16 protein-coding genes are annotated in these 17,106 nt (G+C 63.0%); 11 read left to right on the top strand and 5 right to left on the bottom strand.

Annotated features, from left to right (window positions below; genetic code table 11):
- Positions 1-145: 145 nt before the first annotated feature.
- Entirely contained in the window at positions 146-979 is an 834-nt protein-coding gene (locus M1D43_RS16440) for an MBL fold metallo-hydrolase (protein WP_027993296.1), read from the top strand.
- 116 nt (positions 980-1,095) lie between these two features.
- The gene (locus M1D43_RS16445) at positions 1,096-1,842 is read left to right on the top strand and encodes a YebC/PmpR family DNA-binding transcriptional regulator (RefSeq protein ID WP_010970171.1); all 747 of its coding nucleotides are present in this window, start codon (positions 1,096-1,098) and stop codon (positions 1,840-1,842) included.
- A 181-nt stretch (positions 1,843-2,023) separates the two neighbouring features.
- On the opposite strand, the gene M1D43_RS16450 is transcribed toward M1D43_RS16445, so the two are convergent.
- Positions 2,024-3,013, bottom strand: a complete 990-nt coding sequence (locus M1D43_RS16450; RefSeq protein ID WP_003535967.1) for an LLM class flavin-dependent oxidoreductase — start codon at positions 3,011-3,013, stop codon at positions 2,024-2,026.
- Positions 3,014-3,181: 168 nt separating this feature from the next.
- On the opposite strand from M1D43_RS16450, the gene ruvC reads away from it, so the two are divergent.
- From ruvC to M1D43_RS16470, 4 genes are all read left to right on the top strand, one after another.
- On the top strand, positions 3,182-3,694 hold the full coding sequence (gene ruvC / locus M1D43_RS16455) for a crossover junction endodeoxyribonuclease RuvC (protein WP_027993294.1): 513 nt from the start codon (positions 3,182-3,184) through the stop codon (positions 3,692-3,694).
- Positions 3,695-3,768: 74 nt separating this feature from the next.
- A complete protein-coding gene (gene ruvA, locus M1D43_RS16460) occupies positions 3,769-4,386 on the top strand; it encodes a Holliday junction branch migration protein RuvA (RefSeq protein ID WP_010970169.1) in 618 nt (205 codons plus the stop codon).
- Between the two features lie 171 nt (positions 4,387-4,557).
- Positions 4,558-5,598: a Holliday junction branch migration DNA helicase RuvB gene (gene ruvB, locus M1D43_RS16465; RefSeq protein ID WP_153313686.1), complete on the top strand. Its 1,041-nt coding sequence runs from the start codon at positions 4,558-4,560 to the stop codon at positions 5,596-5,598.
- Between the two features lies 1 nt (position 5,599).
- Positions 5,600-6,502, top strand: coding sequence for a metallophosphoesterase (locus M1D43_RS16470; RefSeq protein ID WP_153313685.1), 903 nt, complete (start codon positions 5,600-5,602; stop codon positions 6,500-6,502).
- A gap of 139 nt (positions 6,503-6,641) precedes the next feature.
- On the opposite strand, the gene M1D43_RS16475 is transcribed toward M1D43_RS16470, so the two are convergent.
- From M1D43_RS16475 to M1D43_RS16485, 3 genes are read right to left on the bottom strand one after another with little or no spacing between them, the layout of a single operon-like run.
- On the bottom strand, positions 6,642-7,568 hold the full coding sequence (locus tag M1D43_RS16475) for an NAD-dependent epimerase/dehydratase family protein (RefSeq protein ID WP_010970167.1): 927 nt from the start codon (positions 7,566-7,568) through the stop codon (positions 6,642-6,644).
- Positions 7,565-8,443, bottom strand: coding sequence for a glycosyltransferase (locus M1D43_RS16480; protein WP_153313683.1), 879 nt, complete (start codon positions 8,441-8,443; stop codon positions 7,565-7,567). Before M1D43_RS16480 ends, M1D43_RS16475 begins: the two co-directional genes overlap by 4 nt.
- The gene (locus tag M1D43_RS16485) at positions 8,440-9,660 is read right to left on the bottom strand and encodes an NAD-dependent epimerase/dehydratase family protein (protein ID WP_003527600.1); all 1,221 of its coding nucleotides are present in this window, start codon (positions 9,658-9,660) and stop codon (positions 8,440-8,442) included. Before M1D43_RS16485 ends, M1D43_RS16480 begins: the two co-directional genes overlap by 4 nt.
- A 127-nt stretch (positions 9,661-9,787) precedes the next feature.
- Here M1D43_RS16485 and ybgC point away from each other — a divergent pair, with 127 nt between their 5' ends.
- Positions 9,788-10,243, top strand: a complete 456-nt coding sequence (gene ybgC / locus M1D43_RS16490) for a tol-pal system-associated acyl-CoA thioesterase (RefSeq protein ID WP_003527598.1) — start codon at positions 9,788-9,790, stop codon at positions 10,241-10,243.
- Between the two features lie 9 nt (positions 10,244-10,252).
- Here ybgC and ligD read toward each other — a convergent pair whose 3' ends face one another.
- Positions 10,253-12,850, bottom strand: a complete 2,598-nt coding sequence (gene ligD, locus M1D43_RS16495; RefSeq protein WP_153313682.1) for a DNA ligase D — start codon at positions 12,848-12,850, stop codon at positions 10,253-10,255.
- 349 nt (positions 12,851-13,199) lie between these two features.
- Here ligD and tolQ point away from each other — a divergent pair, with 349 nt between their 5' ends.
- The 4 genes from tolQ to tolB all read left to right on the top strand — a co-directional run bounded on the left by tolQ (position 13,200) and on the right by tolB (position 16,860).
- Positions 13,200-13,919 carry a protein TolQ gene (tolQ, locus tag M1D43_RS16500; protein WP_003527594.1) on the top strand — a complete coding sequence of 240 codons (720 nt, stop codon included), beginning with the start codon at positions 13,200-13,202 and terminating at the stop codon, positions 13,917-13,919.
- A gap of 27 nt (positions 13,920-13,946) precedes the next feature.
- Complete coding sequence (gene tolR / locus M1D43_RS16505) at positions 13,947-14,399, top strand: protein TolR (RefSeq protein ID WP_003527592.1); 453 nt, start codon at positions 13,947-13,949, stop codon at positions 14,397-14,399.
- A gap of 8 nt (positions 14,400-14,407) precedes the next feature.
- Positions 14,408-15,478, top strand: a complete 1,071-nt coding sequence (gene tolA / locus M1D43_RS16510) for a cell envelope integrity protein TolA (RefSeq protein WP_153313681.1) — start codon at positions 14,408-14,410, stop codon at positions 15,476-15,478.
- A gap of 71 nt (positions 15,479-15,549) precedes the next feature.
- Positions 15,550-16,860 carry a Tol-Pal system beta propeller repeat protein TolB gene (gene tolB, locus M1D43_RS16515; protein ID WP_153313680.1) on the top strand — a complete coding sequence of 437 codons (1,311 nt, stop codon included), beginning with the start codon at positions 15,550-15,552 and terminating at the stop codon, positions 16,858-16,860.
- The last annotated feature ends 246 nt before the right edge of the window (positions 16,861-17,106 follow it).

Raw genomic sequence — 17,106 nt, forward strand, 5'->3', positions numbered from 1 at the left:
AATTGTGAGCGGTTGTCCGTCGTTAGACGCTGGACGCGATCATGACCTTGAATGATCCTGCCTGCCGCCCGGCATGAGCGGCAACGCGGGATGCGGGCGGAATGAGAGAGCAAGTTTTTCATCCCGCATATGTGAGAGGTGAAGGATGCTGCTGCGATACCTTGCCTACACCCTGACCGTCATCTGGCTCATCCATGCGCTCTGGCCGACACCGGCTCACGCGCAGCAGGCGAAAGCCCATGTGAGCCAATGCCAGGCGATCGCGGCAGCCACGCCGGCGGCGACGTTCGCCAGCTTCTCGGCCGCCGATGCCACTCCGGTGGCGTCGGCCGACACGAGCGAGGTGACGATCACCTTTCTCGGCCATTCGACCTTCCTGATCGAAACGCCGGGCGGGGTTTCGATCGCCACGGACTACAACGGCTGGTTCCGGACCTCGTCGCCGCCTACGGTGGCGACGATGAACAGGGCCCATTCCAGCCACTACACCCTGGCGCCTGATCCGGCGATCGCGCATGTCCTGCATGGCTGGGGCGACAATGGCGAGCCGGCGGATCATGACCTCGTCGTCGGCGACGCCTATATCCGCAATGTGACGACGGATATCCGTTCAGGCTTCGAGGGCATGGAACGGGACGGCAATTCGATCTTCATTTTCGAGATTGCCGGGCTCTGTATCGGCCATCTCGGCCATCTGCACCACGAGCTCGACGAAAGCCATTACCGGCAGATCGGCCGGCTCGACGTGCTCATGGTGCCGGTGGACGGCGGGCTGACGATGGGCGCGGAGAGCATGAGCCGTGTCGTCTCGCGGCTGCGCTCGGCGCTGATCCTGCCGATGCACAGGCCGATGACCAACGACTTTCTGGCGATGTTCGGCGATGACTTCGACAAGCGCTTCGCCACGGAGCCCTCCGTGAAGGTGTCGCTGCGTTCCCTGCCGAGCAGACCGCTCATCTATGTCCTGCAGGGCGTTTGAGGACCGCTGCAGCGCATTTCCCGCCTCCTGAAAACACGACGCGACTGCTGGACTGGACGCGGCAATGAAACTATAAGGCGCCCGATCTCACCAAAATCACGCATGCAGAGGGCGTCATGGCTGGCCATTCACAGTTCAAGAACATCATGCACCGCAAGGGCCGTCAGGATGCGGTGCGCTCCAAAATGTTTTCCAAGCTCGCGCGCGAAATCACCGTCGCAGCAAAAACCGGTCTTCCCGACCCGACGATGAATCCGCGTCTGCGTCTGGCGATCCAGAACGCCAAGGCGCAGTCGATGCCGAAGGACAATATCGAGCGCGCGGTCAAGAAGGCTGCGGGCGGCGATGCCGAGAATTACGAAGAAGTCCGCTACGAGGGCTACGGCCCGGGCGGCGTCGCGGTCATCGTCGAGGCGCTGACGGACAACCGCAACCGCACCGCCTCCAACGTACGATCCACCTTCACCAAGGCGGGCGGAGCGCTCGGCGAAACCGGTTCGGTTTCCTTCTCCTTCGATCGCGTCGGTGAAATCACCTACAAGCTCTCCGCCGGCGACGCCGACAAGGTCATGGAAGCCGCGATCGAAGCGGGTGCCGACGACGTCGAGACGGATGAGGAAGGCCACACCATCACCTGCGGTTTCGAGGATATCGGCGAGGTGTCGAAGGCCCTCGAAGGCGCGCTCGGCGAGGCGGAGACCGTGAAGGCGGTCTGGAAGCCGCAGAATACCGTGCCGGTCGACGAGGAAAAGGCACAGTCGCTGATGAAGCTCATCGACAATCTCGAAGACGACGACGATGTCCAGAACGTCTACTCGAACTTCGAGGTTTCCGACGAGGTCCTGGCGAAGCTTTCGGCCTGAGGAGAGGAAGGGTACCGCCTCTGGCCTGCCGGCCATCTCCCCCGCAAGGGGGGAGATCGGCAAGCGGCGATGTTCCACTCAATTCAATTAGGCAGCGTGCACGCACTGCGTTCACCGTCGGGCAGGACGGGAGATGCCGGCAGGGCAAAGCGGCGTATCGGGCCGGTTGCGATCAGAGCACTCAACCCGTTCTCCGGATCCCGCCGAAAAGCTTCACCGAACGCAATCGCGCTTCCATGTCGAAGATCGGCATCGAGACGATCAACTCGTCCGCCTTGGTGAGATCGAGAAACGCCTCGATCTTTCGGCGGATCGTCTCGGGGCCGCCGACCACCGCGTAGCTCATTGCGTGGTCGACGAAAATCTTCTCGTCCTGGCTCCAGAGGCCGTCCATCGATTTGACCGGCGGCGGGAAGCGCCCGCGCGCATTGCGGCGAAGCGCGACGAAGGATTGCTGCATGGAGGTGAAGAGGTGGTTCGCCTCCTCGTCCGTGTCCGCTGCGACGCCCATGACGCCCACCATGACATGCGGCTTGTCGAGCTGTGGCGACGGGGTGAAGCGCTCGCGGTATATTTCGAGCGCGGAAAGCAGCATGTCCGGCGCGAAATGCGAGGCGAAGGCGAAGGGAAGGCCGAGCATGCCGGCGAGATGGGCGCTGAAATGGCTCGAACCGAGCAGCCAGATCGGCACGTTCGAATCCGCGCCCGGAACGGCGATGATCTTCTGGTCTTCGGTCGCCGGGCCGAGCAGCGCCTGCAGTTCCACGACATCGTTGGGGAAATTGTTGGCGCTCGCCTCCATGTTGCGGCGGAGCGCCTGCGCCGTTCTCATGTCCGTGCCGGGCGCGCGGCCGAGGCCGAGATCGATGCGGCCGGGGTAAAGCGCCGCAAGCGTGCCGAATTGCTCGGCGATGACGAGCGGTGAATGGTTGGGCAGCATGATGCCACCTGAGCCGACGCGGATCGTCCGCGTGGCCGAAGCCACATGCGAAATCACGAGAGACGTCGCGGCGCTGGCAATGCCCTTCATGCCATGGTGTTCGGCCAGCCAGAAGCGCTGATAGCCATTCTCCTCCGCCGCGATTGCCAGCCGCTGCGAATTTTCGAGCGACTCTGCGATGCTGCCCCCTTCGGTGATCGGCGACAGGTCGAGAATGGAAAAGGGGATCATGGCGAGGCTTTCAATTAAGAGAAATTGATCTTCCGCAATGTAGGTTCAAGTTTCCTTACGCCAAGGGTGCCCCGGCGCTTTTAGGCAGTACGCGACCATTTCTGTGCAATGTTTTTGTTTTGTTCACTTTTTGCTGGCAGCGTCCCGCCGACCGAAATAGGGTGAAGCATGCAGAATACGATTCGCATCATCGGCATCGATCCGGGCTTGAGGCGCACCGGCTGGGGGGTCATCGAAACGCTCGGCAATTCGCTGCGTTTCGTCGCTTCCGGCACCGTCACTTCCGATGGCGAGATGGATCTTGCCTCCCGTCTCTGCCAGTTGCATGACGGGCTTGCCGAGGTGGTGCACGGCTACCAGCCGCACGAGGCCGCTGTCGAACAGACCTTCGTCAACAAGGATGCGACCGCCACGCTGAAGCTCGGCCAGGCGCGCGGCATCGCCATGCTGGTGCCGGCCCGGGCGGGCTTGAGGGTCGCGGAATATGCGCCGAACGCCGTCAAGAAGGCCGTGATCGGCGTCGGTCACGGCGAAAAGCAGCAGATACACATGATGTTGAAAGTCCTGATGCCCAAGGCCGAGTTCAAAGGCAACGATGCCGCCGACGCGCTCGCCATCGCCATCTGCCACGCCCATAACAGGCAGGCAGTCACGAGCCGCCTTGCGGCGCTTGCGGGGTAGGTCGTGCGAATGAATATGACGGCAAGCGATACGCCCTCTGGCCGGCAGGTCAAAGGGCGTTGGAGGGCAACCGGATGATTGGCAAGCTCAAGGGCACGATAGACGAGATCGGCGAGGATCACGTGGTTCTCGACGTGCATGGGGTCGGGTATGTCGCCCATTGCTCCGCGCGCACGCTCGGAAAGCTCGGAAGCGCTGGAGAGGCGGCCGTACTCTTCATCGAGACCTATGTGCGCGAGGATCAGCTGAAGCTGTTCGGGTTCCTGAGCGCGTTGGAGCGCGAATGGTTCCGCCTGCTTCAGAGCGTTCAGGGTGTGGGATCCAAGGTGGCGCTGGCGGTGCTCTCCACGCTGACCCCCGGGGAACTCGCCAATGCCATCGCCTTGCAGGACAAGACGTCGATCTCGCGCGCGCCGGGCGTGGGTCCGAAAGTTGCCGTGCGCATCGTCACCGAACTCAAGAACAAGGCTCCGGCCTTCTCCGGCGAGATGGCACCATCGATCGGCCTCAAGCAGGAGCTCGGCGAAGGCGTTGCCGCAGCGCCGGTTGCGGACGCGGTCTCGGCGCTCACCAATCTCGGCTATTCGCGAGACCAGGCGGCCAACGCCGTTGCGGCTGCGCTGAAAAACGGCGGGGAGGGCGGCGACAGCGCCAAGCTGATCCGCCTCGGCTTGAAGGAACTGTCGCGGTGAGGAAGCGGCGAGCCTTCCTGCGGCCACAAAAGCATTGGAGTAGAGGGACGCTGGCCGTTCTCGCTGGATTGATCCGGGCGCCCCAATTATGGTTGAGCGCGGCAGCGGCGGTGACCGGCCTCAACACCGGCACCCCTATGGCCGCGGACAGCCCGAAACGGAAGCAATGACATGAGCGAAGCCGCACGTCTGATCGCGCCGGAAAAGCGAGGCGAAGACCTCGATGCGACCATGCGCCCGCAGACGCTCGACGAGTTCACCGGCCAGGCTGAAGCCCGCGCCAATCTGAAGATCTTCATCGAGGCGGCGCGCAATCGCGGCGAAGCGCTCGACCACGTGCTCTTCGTCGGCCCGCCCGGGCTCGGCAAGACGACGCTGGCGCAGATCATGGCGAAGGAGCTCGGCGTCAATTTTCGCTCGACTTCCGGCCCGGTGATCGCCAAGGCCGGTGACCTTGCGGCGCTGCTCACCAATCTCGAAGAGCGCGACGTGCTCTTCATCGATGAAATCCACCGCCTCAATCCGGCCGTCGAGGAAATCCTCTATCCGGCCATGGAGGATTTCCAGCTCGACCTCATCATCGGCGAGGGGCCGGCGGCCCGTTCGGTGAAGATCGATCTCGCAAAGTTCACCCTCGTGGCGGCGACGACGCGCCTCGGACTGCTGACGACGCCGCTGCGCGATCGCTTCGGCATCCCCGTGCGGCTCAATTTCTATACGGTCGAGGAGTTGGAGCTGATCGTCCGGCGTGGCGCGCGGCTGATGGGTCTCGGCATGACCGACGAAGGCGCGCGCGAGATTGCCCGCCGGGCGCGCGGAACGCCCCGCATCGCCGGCCGCCTCCTGCGCCGGGTGCGCGACTTCGCCGAGGTCGCACGGGCGGAGGCCGTGACGCTAAAGATTGCCGACGATGCGCTGACCCGGCTGCTCGTCGACAGCATGGGTCTCGACCAGCTCGACCGGCGCTATCTGACGATGATCGCCCAGAATTTCGGCGGCGGGCCGGTGGGGATCGAGACGATCGCCGCCGGGCTTTCCGAGCCGCGCGACGCGATCGAAGACATCATCGAGCCCTATCTGATCCAGCAGGGCTTCATCCAGCGCACGCCGCGTGGCCGCGTGCTCACGGCGAATGCCTGGAAGCATCTCGGCCTCAATCCGCCACGGGATGTCGAGGCAAGCCAATTCCGGCTGACGCTCGAGGACGATTGAAATGATCACCCGGCGGGGCTTCATGAAGGTCCTCGGCGGTGGATTGGTGAGCGCCGTGGCCCTGGGCAGCTACGCCTTCGGCATCGAACCGCTTGCGCGTCTGAGGGTGGCGCGCTACGCCCTGACGCCACCCGGCTGGAGCCCCGGCCTGAAGCTCCGCCTGGTCGCGCTCGCGGATGTTCATGCCTGCGAACCCTGGATGTCTGCGCGCCGCATCGCATCCATATGCGAGCGCGCCAACGACCTCGGCGGCGACGTGACGGTCCTTCTCGGCGACTACGCTTCCGGCATGAATCTCGTGACGCGCTATGTCCATTCGAGCGAGTGGTCGAAGGCGCTTGCCACGCTCAGGGCACCCCTCGGCGTCCATGCGATCATGGGAAATCATGATTGGTGGGAAGACAGGACCGCCCAGAAGAGCGGCGGCGGCGATACCTTCGGCCATCGGGCATTGGCGGGCGTCGGCATTCAGGTGTACAGCAATCGCGCGGTCCGCCTTGAGAAGAGCGGCTTCCCCTTCTGGCTCGCAGGGCTCGAGGACCAGCTTGCGCTCCTGCCGGGACGGAAATGGAAACGCGCGGGGATGGGCGGACTCGACGATCTCGATGGCACGCTTGCACAGGTGACGGACGAGGCGCCTGTGATACTGCTCGCGCACGAGCCGGATATTTTTCCGAAGGTGCCCTCGCGGGTGGCATTGACACTATCCGGTCACACGCATGGCGGACAGGTGCGCTTTGCCGGCCACTCGCCCGTCGTGCCATCGCGTTTCGGCGACCGGTACGCCTATGGTCATATTGTCGAGGGAGACCGCAACCTCATCGTCTCGGGCGGCCTTGGCTGCTCCATCGCACCGATCCGTTTCGGCGTGCCGCCGGAAATTGTGGTCGTCGATCTCGGATGACCGGAATTGCCCCTCATCCGGCTGCCGCCACCTTCTCCCCGCATGCGGGGAGAAGGGACTCGCGGTTTCGTCATTGCAACCAATATCGGCCGCGCATTCGCAGGGGGCATGTCCCCTCTCCCCGCTCGCGGGGAGAGGGTTAGGGTGAGGGGCGAAATCTTGGTTCAACGGTCACAGCTTGCACGGCAAGCTCCCGGATCGTCGCAGCCAGTCTTTCCCTTCCGCCCGGCACCCAGCCGAGCGCGCGCAGCTTCTCCGTCGACATCGTCTTGAATGCTGCCGCTTCCGCTGCCGGCGGCAGAGGGTGCGGGCAGCCGGTTGCAGCCTGGAGAAAGGAGAGGATCTCGCGGTTGTCGGTCAGCACGTCGGAGACGTTGAACACCTGACCGGATATTCTCGCCGGTTCGGTTTCGAGCATGAGGCGGACGGCCTGGGCGACATCGTCGCCGTGGACTTCCGTGCCGATGCGCCTTGGCACCGGTCGGCCGGCAATGTAATCGGAAAAGAGATCGCTCCACTTGTGTTTTCGTCCCGAGCCCGCGGGGCCGTAGACACCGGTGACGCGCAGGCTCGTCGTGACGAAACTGTGGTCGGTCATCGATTTCAAGGCGTTCTCGGTGGCGAGCTTTACCTGTCCGTAGAACGTGTCCGGCTCGACAGGTGACGTCTCAGCGACAACCGGCGGCGCCGTCTCGCCATAGACGGCGCGGCTCGACAGGAAAACGCAGCGCCGTACGCCGGCGGCGCGCGCTTCCTCGAAAAGGCGAACGGAGCCGTCGAGATTGGCGCGGCGGAAACTCGTGGGATCGTCACCCTCGCCTCCGCGATATCTGCCCTCGACATGCTCGAAAGCCGCATGGACGAAATAATAGATATCGTCGAAGGCGCCGGCCTGGTCCGCATCCGCATCGAGACGGAGCGGCACATGGGACACGGGTTGCGAATAAAAGCCGGCAGGCGGCGGAGAGCGCCCGCCGACCGTGACCTCATAGCCGTTTGCCAGCAGGTGCTCGATGATGAAGCGGCCGACGAATCCGGTGCCGCCGGAGACGAGAACGCGGGTCATGGCGACGTGAGGCCGGCGTACGGCGGGTTGGGAAGAGTGGCAATATCGGGAATCTGCTCGCCGGTCAGAAAAGCGTGCCAGAGATCGGTCAGCGGGCGCAGCGCATCCGCGCGCGGATGATCCTTCTCCCACGGCTTTTCATACTGGTAATGAAGCACCCCGATCGAGCGCCAGTCCCAAAGCTCAGGCAGGTTGAACCACACATATTGCAGCATGTTCATCGTCACCGGCAGGCCATGCCAATCGGGGAAGAAGCTTTGCAGAAAGGTCTGGTCCGTGCGCGGCCAGAAGGCGTCCGGCGCATCGAGGGCCGCGAGCATCTTCTCGAAGGTCGCGACTGCCGGCTCGGCGACGAAGACGCCGGAGTTCAGGCGGTGGAAGTCCGCGAGACTCTCATAGACGTTCGGCGCTGCGGCAAATTCCGGATAGAGAAACAGCTTGTCGATGTTGCGCAACACGATCGCGTCGGCATCGATGAAGATGCAGCGTTCGTATTCGACGAGTTGCCACAGCCTTATCTTGCAGAAATTGTCGAGCGGCGAATGGAAATCGGGCTTGCGTCCTTTTGTGAAGGGGGCCTGCTCATGCACGTTGCGGCGCTGATGCCGGGCGTTGAATTCGTCCGAAAGCGGCAGCAGGTCGGTTTGGATCAGGCGGCAGTCGAATTCGGTCAGCGGCTCGAGGGAGGCGGCATCCACCCCGCCGGTATGGAGCACGACGACATCTGCGGGCGTCCGGGTGAGACGGATCGATCTGAGCAGGGCCCGCGCACCGAGCGCGTAGTCGCTGTTGGTGACGAGCGTCACGAAAGCGTGGCGCGCAGTCACCGTGGAGGAGGGACTGAGCCCCTCCGGACTGGCGAAGACGCGGCTCATGAAACCGATTTCAGCCGCTTGCCCTCCGGATCGTGGTTGATCAAGGGGGCGATGTCCTTCGTCCAGGCGGAAACCGCCGGCACGCGCGAGCGATCGACGCGATAGGCGAATTTCTTCGCCACGTCGACGATCTCCGAAAGCAGCCCGTCTTCGAGCCGAACCGGATTGAGTCCGAGCGCGAGGAATTTCTCGTTCCGCACCACGAGCTCGTTCTCGGCCGCTTCCTTGCGCGGATTGGGCAGCCAGGCGATTTTCGCGCCGGTCATGCGTGCGACCATCTCGGCGAGATCGCGGATGCGGTGCGTTTCCGTCATCTGGTTGAATATCTCGACGCGGCTGCCGCGCGCCGGCGGGTTCCTGAGCGCGAGTTCGATGCAGCGCACCGAGTCCTGAATATGGATGAAGGCGCGCGTCTGGCCGCCGGTTCCGTGAACCGTCAGCGGATAGTCGATTGCTGCCTGGATCAGGAAACGATTGAGGACGGTTCCGTAATCGCCGTCATAGTCGAAGCGGTTGATGAGCTGCGGATGACGCCGCGTCTGCTCCGTATGCGTGCCCCAGACGATGCCCTGATGCAGATCGGTGATCCTGAGGCGGTCATTCTTCGCATAGAACTGGAAGAGCAGCTGATCCAGGCACTTGGTCATGTGATAGACGGAGCCCGGATTGGAAGGATAGAGGATTTCCTGGTTCACCGTCTCTCCGCCCATGGTCTCGATGCCGACGGGCAGGTAGCCTTCAGGGATCGCCGCCCCGATCGTGGAATAGCCGTAAACGCCCATCGTACCGAGATGCACGAGATGGGCATCGAGTTCGAGTTCGACCAGTGCGTTCAGGAGATTGTGGGTCGCGTTGACGTTGTTGTTGACCGTGTAGTTCTTGTGCCTGTCGCTCTTCATCGAATAGGGGGCGGCCCGCTGCTCGGCGAAGTGGACGACCGCATCGGGCCGATGCTCCGCCAGCCAGTTCTTCAGGAGTTCGTAGTCGCGGGCGAGATCGATCAGATTGAAGTGGATGCGCCGGCCGGTTTCCGCGTGCCAGATGCGCGTGCGCTCCTGGATGGAATCCATGGGCGTCAGGGATTGAACGCCGAGTTCCGTGTCGATCCAGCGGCGGGAGAGATTGTCGAGGATGTGAACCTCGTGGCCCGCATCGGACAAATGCAGGGCGGTGGGCCAGCCGACGAAACCGTCACCGCCGAGGACTGCAATCTTCATGCACGATTCTCCTGCTCGGGAAGAGGACAGGGTCCTGATAGGATAGGATTGTGACAAAGCTGCAGTGCTTGCAAATGTCTTTTTGTTCCTGCACAGGAAAACGCAATAAATCCTCCCGGAGAATGCCATGTCACTGATTTCGCTTGCCGGCGAGCTGACCGAGACCGGCCACCGACTGATCCAGCGGGTCTATTACGAGGACACCGATTTTTCCGGCGTCGTCTACCATGCGCGCTATCTGCATTTCATGGAGCGCGCCCGGACCGACTATCTGCGGCTTCTCGGCGTCGAGCAGGCGTCGCTGGCGATCGAAGGCGACGTGGAAGGTCTCGTCTTCGTCGTTCACCGTATGGAAATCGACTTCAAGGCGCCGGCGCGCATGGACGACGTCCTGACCATCGAGACCGCGACCGAAAAGGCCGGCGGCGCAAAAATGATCCTGCAGCAGCAGATCAGGCGCGGCGACGCGCTGCTGATCGCGGCCAAGGTAATCATCGCGGTCATCAACGGTCAGGGGCGGCCACGGCGTCTGCCGGAGGCACTGGCAACGAAATTCCTGGCTGCGCAAGCGGCTTCCGCGTGAGCGGCCGGCTCATTCGACCGAGTTCAATATCTTCTTCGTCAGCGACTGACTGATCTTGCCGATCTCCCGCCACGGATCGGTCCCGGCTTCGATCCGCTCGATAATGTCCGGAATCTGAAACCCGTTGGCGGCTTCGAGGCCTTGGAGTTCGTCCCAGCCGACCGGCGTGGCGACCGGTCCGCCGGAGCGCGCGCGGGTGGAATAGGGCGCGATCGCCGTGGCGCCGCGATCGTTTCTCAGCCAGTCTATGAAAATCTTTCCCTTGCGCTTCGCCTTCGACATGGTGGCGACGAAATTGTCCGGATCGCGCTCGGCGATAGATCGCGCGAGCGCTTTCGCGAAGCCTTTGGCCTCCTCCCATTCGGCATGGGGGCGGAGCGGAACGATGACGTGGACGCCCTTGCCGCCGGTCACCATGGGCACTGTTTTCAGGCCGATCTCGGCGAGTTCGTCGCGGAGCCTGACGGCTGCCGCCTTGACTGTCTCGAAGTCGACGCTCGGATCGGGGTCGAGATCGAAGACCAGACGGTCGGGTTTCTCCAGCCGGTCGATGCTTGAACCCCAGATGTGAAACTCGAGCGTCCCCATCTGCACGGCGGCGACGAGGCCCTTGGCATCGTGGATGTACATATAGTTCTCGGTGTCGCCCGATGACTCGGTAATCGGCACTTCCCGGATCGCCTCGGGAAAGCCGTCGCTTGCGTGTTTCTGGAAGAAACAGTGCCGCTCGCCGCCCTGCGGGCAGCGCACCAGCGAAACGGGGTGATCGGCGGCAAAGGGGAGCATCCTCTCGGCGACAACGGCATAATAGCGGGCGAGATCGATCTTGGTGATGCCCTGGCCTTCGAAGAGCACCCGGTCCGGATGGGAGATGCGGATGCCGAGGACATCGGCGTCTCCCTGCACAGGCGGCGTCTTGCGCGTCCTGGCGGAGGATTTGCTCTTGGCGGTCTCCGGCTCCGCTTCTGCCGGCTTCGGTGTCTCCAGTTTCACGGCCCTGGCCTCCTTGTCCTCGCGCAATCCCTCGAATGAACCGTGACGGACATGTCCGTCGGCCGTGAATTCGGCGAAATCCACCTCCGCCACCAGGTCCGGCTCAAGCCATACCGAATTTCGCATTCTCTCTCGCGGCACGCTGTCGAAGGGCGACGTATCGCGCTTGCGCTTTGCGAAGGCCGCGGCGAGGTCCTCCATTGTCTTTCCGCTGAAACCGGTGCCGACGCCGCCACGGTAGATCAGCTTCCCGCCTTCGAAGGTCCCGACGAGCAGCGAGGCGAAGGCACGCCCCTTCTTCGAAGACGGGGTATAGCCACCGATCACGAACTCCTGGCGCTTCGTGCATTTCACCTTGAGCCAGCTTCGGCTGCGCCCGCTGCGATAGGGGGCATCCGCCTCCTTGGCGATTATACCCTCCTGGCCGGCCTTGCATATCGCGGAAAGCACGTGCTCGCCATTGCCGCGGACATGCTCGCTGAATTGTACGGTAGAGGTGGCGCCGAGCGTTTGGAGCAGCGCTTCGAGCCGTTCCTTGCGTTCCACGAGCGGCTTCCGGCTCAAATCCTTGCCGTCGAGCTCGATGAGATCGAAAGCGTAAAGCCGTGTGCTGGCCCCCGTTCTAAGCGCCTTCTGCAGGGCCGAGAAGGTCGATCCGCCTTCCGAAAGCGCCACCACTTCGCCATCGATCAGAGCGGACTGGCAGTCGAGTTCGGCAAGGGCGGCGGCAATTGCCGGGAACTTCTCGGTCCAGTCGAGGCCGTTGCGCGTGTAGCAGCGCACGGTGCCGGCACCGACGGCGCAGACAAGACGGTAGCCGTCGAACTTGGCTTCGTTCAGCCATGCGTCGCCGGCGGGCACCTTGGTCACCAGAGTCGCCAGCTGCGGTGCCTTGAAGGCGGGCAGCTTGCCGGAGGCTTTTCGCGTCGCGCGCTTGCCTGCATTGCCGTTTTCGGCGATCGCGCCGGCCTTGAGATTGGCCGAGATGCTTTTGTTGGAATGCCAGACCCGCGCCCGCTTCTCGCCCCTGCCTTCGGCGATCTCCTCCATCGTCCGGCCGGTAACGATGCTGGTGATGTTCTCGTTGATCAGGCTCTCGCCGTCATCGGAGGCGACATCGTCCGTTTCCTTGACGAGCAGCCAGTTCTCGCGCTTTTCGCCTTCGCGTGGCCGCATGCGCACCAGCGCCCAGCCGCCCTTCATTCGGCTGCCATGCAGCTTGAAGGAGAGCTTGCCCTTCTTCAGGGCTTTCGACGGGTCATCCTCCGGCTCCCACCAGCCGGTATCCCAGAGCATCACGGTACCGCCGCCATACTCTCCCTTCGGTATCGTTCCTTCGAAGTCGCCATAGGCAAGCGGGTGGTCTTCGGTACGCACGGCCAGGCGCTTGTCTTCGGGGTTGAGGCTCGGGCCGCGTGTGACCGCCCAGCTCTTCAGCACGCCCTCCCATTCCAGGCGGAAGTCGTAATGCAGGCGGGTCGCAGCGTGCTTCTGAACCAGGAACCGCATCCTGTTGTCCCCGCTGCGCCGAGCGACCGCTCCCTTGGGTTCGCTCGTCCGCGTGAAATCGCGGCGCCGGTTATATTCGGAAAGCGGTTCATTGCGAGCGGCCATGGATCGTCAGCCCGATTTCGGCTGGAAGGCGATATGTTTCGGGGACCAGGGGCTCATGGCACCGAAACGTGCGACCTGCTGCGAAGTTCCGTATCGTGCAAGCTCACTCGAACTGCGCGCGCGGTAATACTCCCTTAACCATAATGGTGTCTTAATCCGTGTATCAGGATTTGTGCAGTGCACGTCATCCTTTGACCAAAATTGACGGCAAGAAGGCAGGCTGAAGCGAGTAGATCGCAATGCCGCGATCGGTGGCAATACCGGGGCATTCCTGCTGCAGGACATTTGGGCGACCCGGTCACGAGCATGAGTTGCTCTGCCGGGTGTTTGGATTCGGGGACTGAAATCGATGGAACAGGTTGGATTGGCCGCGACGAGCGACGTGACCCTCTGGTCGCTCTTCATGCAAGCGGGCTTGGTCGTGAAGCTGGTCATGCTGGGGCTCATCGCCGCCTCGGTCTGGACCTGGGCTATCGTCGTCGACAAGAGCCTGAATTACGGGCGTGTCCGCCGGCAGCTCGATAATTTCGAGCAGGTATTCTGGTCGGGTCAGTCGCTGGAGGAGCTCTATCGGACCCTCTCGGACAGGCAGACGAGCGGAATGGGCGCGATCTTCGTTTCGGCCATGCGCGAATGGAAGAAAAGCTTCGAGCGCGGCGCGCGCGCGCCGATCGGCCTGCAGATGCGGATCGACCGTGCGATGGACGTGACGCTCGCCCGTGAATCCGAAGCGCTCGAGGCAAGGCTCGGCTCGCTAGCGACGATCGGCTCGGCTGCCCCCTTCATCGGCCTTTTCGGCACCGTCGTCGGTATCATGACCTCGTTCCAGGCCATCGCCGGTTCCAAGTCCACCAACCTCGCCGTCGTTGCTCCCGGTATCGCCGAAGCGCTGCTTGCGACCGCCATCGGTCTGCTCGCCGCCATTCCTGCCGTTATCGCCTACAACAAGTTCACCGCCGATGCCGGCAAGCTGACGGCACGCATGGAAGCCTTTGCCGACGAGTTCTCCGCCATCCTGTCGCGGCAGATCGACGAGAAGCTGCAGCCTTCTCGCCAAGCCGCGCAATAACGACCTCAAAGCACGGAGACCACGCTGATGGGTATGGCAGTTGGCGGAGCCAAGGGGTCGGGCGGCGGGCGCCGCCGCCGCGGCGGCAGAAGAAGCGCGATCAGCGAGATCAACGTCACGCCGCTCGTCGACGTCATGCTGGTTCTCCTCATCATCTTCATGGTGGCTGCGCCGATGATGACGGTCGGCGTGCCGATCGATCTGCCGGAAACGCAGGCGAAGGCCATGAACGCCGATACGCAGCCGATCACCGTCTCGGTCAACCCGGCGGGCGAGATCTTCCTGCAGGAGACGCCGATAGCGATCGACGAGGTCGTCCCGAAGCTCGAGGCGATCGCCACGACCGGCTACAATGAGCGCATCTATGTGCGCGGCGACACCAATGCCGACTACGGCACCGTGATGAAGGTGATGGCACGCATCTCCGCGGCAGGCTTCAAGAACCTGGGTCTCGTAACGCTTCAAGAACAAGAGAAGTGATCGTCCGAATGAAGGGCAGTATCGCTACATCTGCTGTCCTCCACGCCCTGGTCCTGACCTGGGCGCTGGTGTCGCTTGGCAGCCCGGCCGATTTCGAGGTCGCGGATGTCGAGGCGCTGCCGGTCGACATCGTGCCGGTCGAGTCGATCACGCAGATCCAGCAGGGCGACAAGAAGGCTCCGGCCAAGGAAAAGGCATCGCCCGTTCCGACCAAGAAGCCGACGCCCGTCGAGAACGCCGAGAATGCCGGCGAGAACGACGTCGACCTGAAGACGCCGCCCACACCCAATGTCAAGCCGGTCGAGAACGAGTCGGCCGCAGCGCCGCAGAAGACCGAAAAGGCCCCGCCGACGCCCGATCCCGTGAAGGAAGAGATCGAAAAGGTCGAAGAGACCAAGCCGGCCGCCGAGCCCGCGACGGAAGTGGCGGCACTCCCCGAACCCAAGCAGGAAGTAAAGCCGGATACGAAGCCGGAACCGGCACCGGCGGAAGAGCAGCCCGCGGAAAATCCCGAGGCCGAGGCTCTGCCGGACAGGGTGCCGACGCCGCAGGTGAAGCCCAAGGTCGAAAAGCCCGCGCAGACGGCCAAGACGCCAGAGCGCAAGAAGGAAGAGGTCAAGAAGGAGCAGAAGAAGGCGTCCTCCCAGAAGGAGAGCGACTTCAATGCCGACGAGATCGCGGCGCTGCTCAACAAGCAGGAATCCTCCGGCGGCGGCGCCAAGCGCTCGACCGAGGAGGCGGCCCTCGGCGGCAAGAAGACGACGAGCGGCAACACGCTTTCGCAGAGTGAAATGGACGCGCTTCGCGGCCAGATCCAGAACAACTGGTCGATCATTCCCGGCATGGCCGACGCGGCGGACGTCCGCATCAAGGTGACGATGCGGCTCGACCCGAACGGCGACCTGATCGGCGAACCGGAAGTGGAAGCCAGCGGCGGCTCGGATGCGGCGCGGCGGGCACTCATGGGTGGTGCACGCCGGGCCATCCTGAAGTCCGTTCCCTTCAAGGGGCTGCCGGCCGACAAATACGATTCGTGGAGCGAGGTCGTCGTCAACTTCGACCCGAGCTCGATGCTCTAGACAGGTTGGGCCGGTTGCGGGCGGAATATTGCGCCTCATCCTGCTCGGAACACGAAAGGCTGAAAGGCTTTATGGAAATGCTGAGACGCAATTTTTTCCGCCTCCTGATGGTGCTGGTCGCCGGCTGCGGGCTCATTGCCACGCCGGCAAATGCGCTCGTCGAGATCAACATCAACAAGGGTAACGTCGAGCCGCTGCCGATCGCGATCACGGACTTCCTGCAGGGCGAACTCGCCCAGAAGATCTCCGGCGTGATTGCCGCCGACCTGAAGCGCTCCGGGCTTTTCGCGCCGATCGACAAGGGCGCCTTCATCGAGAAGATCTCCAATCCCGATGCCACACCGCGTTTCGAGGACTGGAAAGTGATCAACGCGCAGGCGCTCGTCATCGGCCGCGTCACGCAGGAAGGCGACGGCAGGCTGAAGGCGGAGTTCCGCCTTTGGGATACCTTTGCCGGCCAGCAGATGCTCGGTCAGCAGTTCTACACCCAGCCGGAGAACTGGCGCCGGGTCGCCCACATCATTGCCGACGCGATCTATGAGAGGATCACCGGCGAGAAGGGGTATTTCGACACGCGCATCGTCTACGTCGCCGAAAGCGGGCCGAAGAATGCGCGCAAGCGCCAACTCGCCATCATGGACCAGGACGGGGCCAATTCCCGGGCGCTCACCAATTCCAACGACATCGTGCTGACGCCGCGCTTCTCGCCGAACCGTCAGGAAATCACCTATATGTCGTTCGAGAACCAGCAGCCGCGCGTTTATCTGCTTCAGCTTGAAACGGGGCAGCGCGAGGTGGTCGGCAATTTCCCGGGCATGACCTTCGCCCCGCGTTTCTCGCCGGATGGCCAGCGGGTGATCATGAGCCTGCAGCAGGAAGGCAACGCCAATATCTATACGATGGATCTGCGCTCGCGCACGACGACGCGGCTCACCAACACCGCGGCGATCGACACCTCTCCCTCCTATTCGCCGGACGGCAGCCGGATCGTCTTCGAAAGCGACCGCGGCGGCAAGCAGCAGCTCTACGTCATGGGCGCCGACGGCTCCGGCCAGACGCGCATTTCCTTCGGCGACGGTTCCTATTCGACGCCCGTCTGGTCTCCGCGCGGCGACCTCATCGCCTTCACCAAGCAGTCGGGCGGGAAGTTCTCGATCGGCGTCATGAAGCCGGACGGGTCGGGCGAGCGCATTCTCACCACCGGCTTCCACAATGAAGGCCCCACCTGGGCGCCGAACGGCCGTGTCCTGATGTTTTTCCGTCAGAACGCCGGTGCGGGCGGCCCGCAGCTCTATTCGATCGATCTGACGGGCTATAACGAGCAGCTTGTCCAGACGCAGGGTTTCGCCTCGGATCCGGCCTGGTCGCCGCTGATGGAATAGGGCATCCGCCGCGAGCCCAATCGAGAGAAATGATGAGATTCAAAGATTTCGGGCCAATACGGCCCGAAATTCTTCGTGATCGCGCGTCCACAGTTATGGCAGGGAATGAGGCGAATGTGCCGCTTTCTCGCCGCAAAGTGCTGGTGTAGCAGGCGCCCCGACGCACATTGTCGATTTGTTAACCATATCCGTTGAAAAGCAATTAACCGCTTCCGGTTACAGTCTGGCAACCGTGAATTTGACACT

It is taken from the genome of Ensifer sp. R1-3 (assembly GCF_056739175.1).

Coding starts and splice junctions, on each gene's coding strand:
- M1D43_RS16440 (WP_027993296.1), top strand. CDS start 146: ATGCTGCTGCGATACCTTGCCTACACCCTGACCGTCATCTGGCTCATC.
- M1D43_RS16445 (WP_010970171.1), top strand. CDS start 1,096: ATGGCTGGCCATTCACAGTTCAAGAACATCATGCACCGCAAGGGCCGT.
- M1D43_RS16450 (WP_003535967.1), bottom strand. CDS start 3,013: ATGATCCCCTTTTCCATTCTCGACCTGTCGCCGATCACCGAAGGGGGC.
- ruvC (WP_027993294.1), top strand. CDS start 3,182: ATGCAGAATACGATTCGCATCATCGGCATCGATCCGGGCTTGAGGCGC.
- ruvA (WP_010970169.1), top strand. CDS start 3,769: ATGATTGGCAAGCTCAAGGGCACGATAGACGAGATCGGCGAGGATCAC.
- ruvB (WP_153313686.1), top strand. CDS start 4,558: ATGAGCGAAGCCGCACGTCTGATCGCGCCGGAAAAGCGAGGCGAAGAC.
- M1D43_RS16470 (WP_153313685.1), top strand. CDS start 5,600: ATGATCACCCGGCGGGGCTTCATGAAGGTCCTCGGCGGTGGATTGGTG.
- M1D43_RS16475 (WP_010970167.1), bottom strand. CDS start 7,568: ATGACCCGCGTTCTCGTCTCCGGCGGCACCGGATTCGTCGGCCGCTTC.
- M1D43_RS16480 (WP_153313683.1), bottom strand. CDS start 8,443: ATGAGCCGCGTCTTCGCCAGTCCGGAGGGGCTCAGTCCCTCCTCCACG.
- M1D43_RS16485 (WP_003527600.1), bottom strand. CDS start 9,660: ATGAAGATTGCAGTCCTCGGCGGTGACGGTTTCGTCGGCTGGCCCACC.
- ybgC (WP_003527598.1), top strand. CDS start 9,788: ATGTCACTGATTTCGCTTGCCGGCGAGCTGACCGAGACCGGCCACCGA.
- ligD (WP_153313682.1), bottom strand. CDS start 12,850: ATGGCCGCTCGCAATGAACCGCTTTCCGAATATAACCGGCGCCGCGAT.
- tolQ (WP_003527594.1), top strand. CDS start 13,200: ATGGAACAGGTTGGATTGGCCGCGACGAGCGACGTGACCCTCTGGTCG.
- tolR (WP_003527592.1), top strand. CDS start 13,947: ATGGGTATGGCAGTTGGCGGAGCCAAGGGGTCGGGCGGCGGGCGCCGC.
- tolA (WP_153313681.1), top strand. CDS start 14,408: ATGAAGGGCAGTATCGCTACATCTGCTGTCCTCCACGCCCTGGTCCTG.
- tolB (WP_153313680.1), top strand. CDS start 15,550: ATGGAAATGCTGAGACGCAATTTTTTCCGCCTCCTGATGGTGCTGGTC.